Annotated in this window: 8 protein-coding genes; 5 read left to right on the plus strand and 3 right to left on the minus strand. The window is 38.8% G+C overall.

Features of this window, described 5'->3' with window-relative positions; all coding sequences use genetic code 11:
* Nucleotides 1–2 precede the first annotated feature (2 nt).
* Nucleotides 3–1,277, minus strand: coding sequence for an ornithine--oxo-acid transaminase (gene rocD, locus ACEW8U_RS05625; RefSeq protein ID WP_373521060.1), 1,275 nt, complete (start codon nucleotides 1,275–1,277; stop codon nucleotides 3–5).
* A gap of 165 nt (nucleotides 1,278–1,442) precedes the next feature.
* Between rocD and ACEW8U_RS05630 the strand changes: the two genes are divergently transcribed.
* The 5 genes from ACEW8U_RS05630 (at nucleotide 1,443) to ftsY (ending at nucleotide 3,768) form a co-directional block, all read left to right on the plus strand.
* On the plus strand, nucleotides 1,443–1,529 hold the full coding sequence (locus ACEW8U_RS05630) for a DUF5522 domain-containing protein (RefSeq protein ID WP_373521066.1): 87 nt from the start codon (nucleotides 1,443–1,445) through the stop codon (nucleotides 1,527–1,529).
* Between the two features lie 397 nt (nucleotides 1,530–1,926).
* Nucleotides 1,927–2,169 (plus strand): 50S ribosomal protein L28, encoded by a 243-nt coding sequence (rpmB, locus tag ACEW8U_RS05635; protein WP_373521061.1) that lies wholly within the window; start codon nucleotides 1,927–1,929, stop codon nucleotides 2,167–2,169.
* A gap of 33 nt (nucleotides 2,170–2,202) precedes the next feature.
* A complete protein-coding gene (rpmG, locus tag ACEW8U_RS05640; RefSeq protein WP_084120252.1) occupies nucleotides 2,203–2,385 on the plus strand; it encodes a 50S ribosomal protein L33 in 183 nt (60 codons plus the stop codon).
* A gap of 40 nt (nucleotides 2,386–2,425) precedes the next feature.
* The gene (locus ACEW8U_RS05645; protein WP_373521062.1) at nucleotides 2,426–2,578 is read left to right on the plus strand and encodes a DUF4295 domain-containing protein; all 153 of its coding nucleotides are present in this window, start codon (nucleotides 2,426–2,428) and stop codon (nucleotides 2,576–2,578) included.
* 233 nt (nucleotides 2,579–2,811) lie between these two features.
* Entirely contained in the window at nucleotides 2,812–3,768 is a 957-nt protein-coding gene (ftsY, locus tag ACEW8U_RS05650) for a signal recognition particle-docking protein FtsY (protein ID WP_373521063.1), read from the plus strand.
* 400 nt (nucleotides 3,769–4,168) lie between these two features.
* On the opposite strand, the gene ACEW8U_RS05655 is transcribed toward ftsY, so the two are convergent.
* The gene (locus ACEW8U_RS05655) at nucleotides 4,169–5,287 is read right to left on the minus strand and encodes a DUF4221 family protein (RefSeq protein WP_373521064.1); all 1,119 of its coding nucleotides are present in this window, start codon (nucleotides 5,285–5,287) and stop codon (nucleotides 4,169–4,171) included.
* Nucleotides 5,288–5,649: 362 nt separating this feature from the next.
* Nucleotides 5,650–6,519, minus strand: an 870-nt coding sequence (locus ACEW8U_RS05660) for an aldehyde dehydrogenase family protein (RefSeq protein WP_373521065.1), incomplete at its 5' end; no start/stop codon positions are given.

A 6,519-nucleotide genomic window follows, 5' to 3' on the forward strand; every position in this document is an offset into this window, starting at 1 on the left:
TTTCACTTTTCAAACTCTCTCACCACCTTCTCTATGATATCACAGCATTCATGCAACTGTTCCTCGGTCATTACCAAAGGTGGTGCAAAGCGTATGATATTACCATGGGTAGGCTTCGCCAATAGGCCATTGTCTTTTAGGGCCACACACATATCCCATGCTGTGGTACTGTTTTCAGAATCATTGACAACGACAGCATTGAGCAATCCCTTACCCCGTACAAGCTTTAGGATTTTGTATTTGTCCACCAATTTCTGCATTCTTACCCGGAATAGTTTTCCCAATTTCCGGGCATTTAAAGAAAGTTTTTCATCCCTGACAACTTCCAATGCGGTCATCGCAACCTTTGCTCCTAATGGATTGCCTCCAAAAGTGGACCCGTGCTGACCCGGTTTGATTACATTCATAATATGGTTGTCTGCCAACACTGCCGATACCGGATAAAAACCTCCTGAAATTGCCTTGCCCAAAATTAGCATATCCGGTTTGATGTAAGTATCCTGTTTTTCACAATGCCCCTCGCAGGTACAATTGCCACAAACTGCCAACAGCGAACCTGTTCGCGCAATACCTGTCTGGATTTCATCTGCTATGAACAATACATTTTTGGATTTACATACCTCTGCCACCCTTCTCAAATAATCATCCGCAGGTGTATACACCCCTGCTTCTCCCTGAATAGGCTCAACTAAAAAAGCAACCACATTCTCCTCTTCCAACGCTTCCTCTAATGCTTTTATATTATCATAAGGTATTTTGATAAAGCCAGGGGTATAAGGACCAAAATTCTTTCTGGCATTTTCATCGTTTGAAAATGAGATGATAGTGGAAGTCCTTCCGTGAAAGTTGTTTTCAGCTACTATGATTTTAGCTTTGTTTTCATCTACTCCTTTAATTTCATAGCCCCATTTTCTAGCGATCTTGATGGCAGTCTCCACTCCTTCCGCCCCGGTATTCATGGGCAACACTTTATCAAAACCAAAATATTCGGTGATGTATTTCTCAAACGGTCCCAAAATATCATTGTAAAATGCCCTTGATGTCAAGGTCAATGTTCCGGCTTGCTCAATCAATGCATTTTTGATTCTTGGGTGACAATGGCCTTGGTTGACGGCAGAATAAGCAGATAGGAAATCATAATACTTCTTCCCTTCGACATCCCAAAGAAAAACACCTTCACCTTTTGACAACACTACCGGTAAAGGATGGTAGTTGTGGGCTCCGTACTTGTCTTCCAGCACAATCGCCTGCTTGCTTGAGTTTATTGTTTCCATCATAAAATTTGTAATTTCGCTGCCCAATCAAGGACAGATTTGACCGTATAAATCACTTTCGGCAAATATAGTAAATGCCTTTAGGATAAAAGAATGAATTCCAAAAAGAAGACAACAGCACCAATATCACTCATCCCGGGGGACTACTACATCAATGAAAATGGCCTCATGGTTTTCACCGCCCAATACCACCTCAGGAGGGGATATTGTTGTGATAGCGGCTGCAAACATTGCCCTTATAAGGAGAAGGGTTGAGTTGTTGAGTTGTCCCTGATTTCTCTTTTCGAACGAAGCTAGAAATCTATACAACCTTAAAGTTTTCAGACTTCTCTCCCGTACTAATGGCGGGATCGAGTTGAAAAACAGATGTCGTCCTATATGGACTTAAACACTATATACATTTCAAAATTTATCAAGCTCCAAATTCATCAATTCTTGGTACTTGGCTTAATGTACTTGATACAAACTTTACCCTTATCACTCATTTCAAAGGTCTCAAATCTCCTGTCTTGTGTCTCACGTCTCACATCTCATGTCTCACATCTAAAAACTTTACCGAATATTTTCGAACCCTGCCCTTGGTAATTCAGGTAAAAGTCCGATATTTGCAAACTCAATTGGAAAAACGTCTTTAATAATACGATCATATATCATGGCAAAAGTTTGTGACATCACCGGTAAAAGACCTCGAGTAGGTAATAATGTATCGCACGCGAACAACAAGACCAAGCGTAAGTTTTATCCAAACTTGCACAAGAAAAGCTTTTATGTTCCTGAAGAGGATGCTTGGATCACGTTGAAAGTTTGTACCAAAGCCCTAAGAACTATCAATAAAAAAGGCATCACTGCCGTATTGAAAGAAGCTCAGGAAAAAGGATTCATTGTAATTAGATAAACATCGGGTTTACCCAATAAATAATATAGAGCGATGGCTAAGAAAGGTAACAGAGTTCAAGTGATAATGGAATGTACGGAGCATAAAGCTACCGGTCTTCCTGGTACTTCAAGGTACATCACTACCAAAAACCGTAAGAACACTACTGAGAGATTGGAATTGAAAAAATTCAACCCAATTTTGAAGAAAATGACGGTACATAAAGAAATTAAATAATTTAGGTTCTTGCTGAGGCAACCTAACAAATCTCAATAATATGGCTAAGAAAGTAGTAGCAACCCTGAAAAAAGAAGGCGGCGTAACTTACGCTAAGGTAATTAGAGCTATCAAGTCTGATAAAACCGGTGCATATACCTTCAAAGAAGAAATGGTTCCAGCCGCAATGGTTCAGGATACTTTGAAAAAATAATATCCTGCCCGTGAGGCAAGTATAAGTCCCTTCAGGTAAAGTCTTTGAAGGGACTTTTTTGTTACATTGAAGTCAAAATTATTTTCAAGCTATTCTTGGCATAATATTATCTCTACGTTTAATATGTAGATCAAAATATCCAATAATATCCAGTATCAATAAATATCTACTTGGGACAATAATCCAAAGATCGTTATGTATCATCAGGAGATCATTTATAATCAATTAGACATATGGGAATTTTCGGTTTTTTTACCAAAGACAAAAAAGAAAGTCTTGATCAAGGTCTTCAAAAGTCCAGCGAAAATATTTTTTCCAAACTCAGCAAAGCTGTAGTCGGCAAATCCAAGGTTGATGAGGAAGTACTAGACGAACTCGAAGAAATCCTGATAACCTCAGATGTAGGTGTGGATACCACCATCAAAATCATCAGAAGAATAGAAGAACGCGTATCTAAGGACAAATACCTAAATACAACAGAACTTGATGTCATCCTTAGGGAAGAGATCATGGGCTTGATGGAAGAAAACAAAAGCGCCGACCTTTCTGATTTTGATCTGCCTGCTAATAAAAAACCTTATGTGATCATGGTAGTTGGTGTCAATGGCGTTGGCAAAACCACTACCATCGGCAAATTGGCACACCAATTTAAGGGCGCTGGAAAATCTGTAATTTTAGGAGCTGCTGATACTTTTCGAGCTGCCGCAGTAGATCAGTTGATTCTTTGGGGTGAAAGGGTTGGTGTACCTGTGGTTTCCCATGGTATGAATACAGATCCGGCCTCAGTTGCCTTTGATGCTGTAAAACGAGGAGTGGATACCGGTGCAGATGTAGTCATAGTAGATACCGCAGGCCGACTACATACCAAAGTCAACCTGATGAATGAATTGACTAAAATAAAAAAAGTCATGCAGAAATTCATCGATGATGCTCCCCATGAAATCTTATTGGTCCTAGACGGTTCTACCGGACAAAATGCCTTTATACAAGCCCAGGAATTTATCAAAGCTACAGATATCACGGCCTTGGCCATCACCAAATTGGACGGAACAGCCAAAGGTGGCGTAGTCATCGGCATCTCCGACCAATTCAAAATCCCGGTGAAATACATCGGTGTAGGTGAAAAAATGACCGATCTGCAAGTATTCAACAGAAAAGAATTTGTGGATTCTTTGTTTAAAAAGAAGTGATAGGTGCCAAACCTTTGAATTCTTTTTCAGACCTCGAAGGTTTAGAAATAGTTTTAAGTTATAAACAGAACCTGTAGAAAATTTATTTTTACCATATAGGAGTCATATTGCTCACATAGTCTACAGGTAACCAACATCAACGAACGAATCAAAATCTATGTTTCCTATGTTTCTATGTGGTAATTTAAAAGCTTTCATTAGTAAGTATCCTCAGTTAAAGAAAAATTGATTGAGGATTTGTGATACCTCATAGTCCAAATAAATCACAAAGTTTATTTGGACATTTTTCCCTTACACCAATATTTATAGAAAAAGAGCCTTGTGTTTTAAGAATCTAAGTGGCATGATAAAGGCAAAGACCTTCGGGTTTCTGAAAACCCCAAAGGTCAAACCCCAAACCTCAGATGTCTACTCGAACCCTTACATACCCCTCAAAATCATCACTTAGCTGTGGGATCAATTTGAGATAAAGACCTTGGGGCGTAGAGAACCCGAATCCTGAAAACATTTCATTTGTAAAAAACACCTCCCCTTTTTTCTCCAATTGCTCATCCAAAATGATAAAACTGGTTTTATTCAATTTCAAGTCATCTTTTCCTTCATTACCTATCACAAGATAACGCAGGATAATTTTCTGGTAGGGATCATGAAGCAACCATTTGTAACGACTTGAATTAAGATTTGGAAGAAATACTGTCCATTCCCCGTGTGGCTCAGTTTTTCCCTTTTCAAATATCAAAGTATGAGAACTTTTTCCATCTACCCAAAACTTCTTTTCCCCATTTAAAACCAATAGTGAGTCTGTTGCCGGAAAACTTATCAAATGCTTCCCTGAAACATATTTATGGGAATAAACACCCAACTCAGGGTCATCCAAAAATTGCTTATATCCTTCCGGATATTTGAAAGAAATCTGCTTACTCTCCCCGCTATCGAAATCAAAAACCCAAATCCAATCCTCATAGGAAAGATTTGGTTCCTTCAATACGAAAGGCACATCCAAGACAATCAGCTTTTTCTCAGAACTTATCCAAGTGATGGAATTTCCGTTCATGGTATTGAAATTTGCACTTATTCTATCTTCACTCACTTCAGGAAATTTCATGCGATCCACCACTTTTCCGTTCAAGTCTGATCGCACTATTTGCTTATTGTCAGAAATAAAAAACATATCATTTTCAGTAATCAAATATCCGGAGATCCATGTACCAATGCCATCCGGACCTTCCTTTTCAAATTCCTGTACGTTCATTAATTTCCCGTCTGTATAACTATATTTCAGAAGCCTATAATTGACAAAGGCATATAAAAACTCCACCCCATTAATTTCAATGTAAGTCAAATCAGATGGGAGAATTTTTGTCTTGGTATCTTTTTCCAGATAAAGGGTATCCACAATAAATTCCTTCAAATCGCCGGTGAATAATTCGGTGGATTTAGGATTTCTGATTGAACAGGAAAAAGAAATAGCAATTACAACAAAGCATAACACCAGATTTCTCAAATCAAAAATTATCATATCATCTAAGTTTATTTCAAAACTAAAAATATATGTAAATAACTATGTTGCAAAAAAAGGTCTTCAAAAAAATTTGCTTTTGGACTTGAATACAACTTATTAACGTCCATTCCCATTTTCGGATTTCAATAGTTATCAATAATAATAAAAAGACCCCGGATCATATACATCCGAAGGTCTTTTTATATTTTACCACTAACCTCCAATCAATCACAATTCCCAAATCTTGGCTCCCCGATACTTGGGACAGGCTTAGATTCTTGGTAAAGACCTTCGGATCCGCCGTGGGGACCCATAGGTCACAAATCTCGTCTCTTGTCTCTAAAGTCTCGTCTCTAATCTCTCGCTTCTTGCTTCTTTCCTCAATCTTTACCCAAAAACGGATACCTATAATCCACCTGAGACACAAAGGTTTCCTTAATAGTCCTTGGTGATACCCATCTGAGTAAGTTGATCATGGATCCGGCTTTGTCATTGGTCCCGGAAGCCCTTGCCCCACCAAATGGTTGCTGTCCGACGACTGCACCTGTCGGTTTGTCATTGATATAGAAGTTTCCGGCAGCATTTCTCAGTTTCTGGGTAGCTAACTCAATGGCATATCGATCTTGGGAGAAAACAGCACCTGTCAAGGCATAAGGGGAAGTCTGATCTACCAATTCCAACGCTTCTTCAAAGTGTTCTGCTTGGTAAACATATATTGTCAAAACTGGACCAAATATCTCCTCACACATAGTAGTATACATGGGGTCTTTGGTTACAATCACTGTTGGTTCGATAAAGTAACCTTTGGACTTGTCAAAATTGCCGCCTGAGATGATTTCCACGCCATCTGCTTTCTTAGCTTCAGATATATAATTGGAGATTTTATCAAATGCTTTTTCATCAATCACAGCATTGATGAAATTGGTAAAATCTTCCGTCGGCCCCATTTTCATAGATGCCAGATCTTCCAATAAATATTTCTTCACATCAGCCCATAGATTGAAAGGGATATAAGCCCTTGAAGCAGCAGAACATTTTTGGCCTTGGAATTCAAAAGCTCCCCTTGACAATCCCACTGCCACTGCTTTGGGATTTGCCGATTTATGGGCAATCACAAAATCCTTTCCACCAGTTTCACCAACGATTCTTGGATAGGACTTATACTTAAAGATATTTTGCCCAATGGTCTTCCAGATATGTTGAAAAACACCAGTAGATCCTGTAAAGTGAATTCCGGCAAAATCAGGATG

It is taken from the genome of Aquiflexum sp. (genome assembly GCF_041751335.1).
GTDB lineage: Bacteria > Bacteroidota > Bacteroidia > Cytophagales > Cyclobacteriaceae > Aquiflexum.

Coding starts and splice junctions, on each gene's coding strand:
- rocD (WP_373521060.1), bottom strand. CDS start 1,277: ATGATGGAAACAATAAACTCAAGCAAGCAGGCGATTGTGCTGGAAGAC.
- ACEW8U_RS05630 (WP_373521066.1), top strand. CDS start 1,443: ATGGTTTTCACCGCCCAATACCACCTCAGGAGGGGATATTGTTGTGAT.
- rpmB (WP_373521061.1), top strand. CDS start 1,927: ATGGCAAAAGTTTGTGACATCACCGGTAAAAGACCTCGAGTAGGTAAT.
- rpmG (WP_084120252.1), top strand. CDS start 2,203: ATGGCTAAGAAAGGTAACAGAGTTCAAGTGATAATGGAATGTACGGAG.
- ACEW8U_RS05645 (WP_373521062.1), top strand. CDS start 2,426: ATGGCTAAGAAAGTAGTAGCAACCCTGAAAAAAGAAGGCGGCGTAACT.
- ftsY (WP_373521063.1), top strand. CDS start 2,812: ATGGGAATTTTCGGTTTTTTTACCAAAGACAAAAAAGAAAGTCTTGAT.
- ACEW8U_RS05655 (WP_373521064.1), bottom strand. CDS start 5,287: ATGATAATTTTTGATTTGAGAAATCTGGTGTTATGCTTTGTTGTAATT.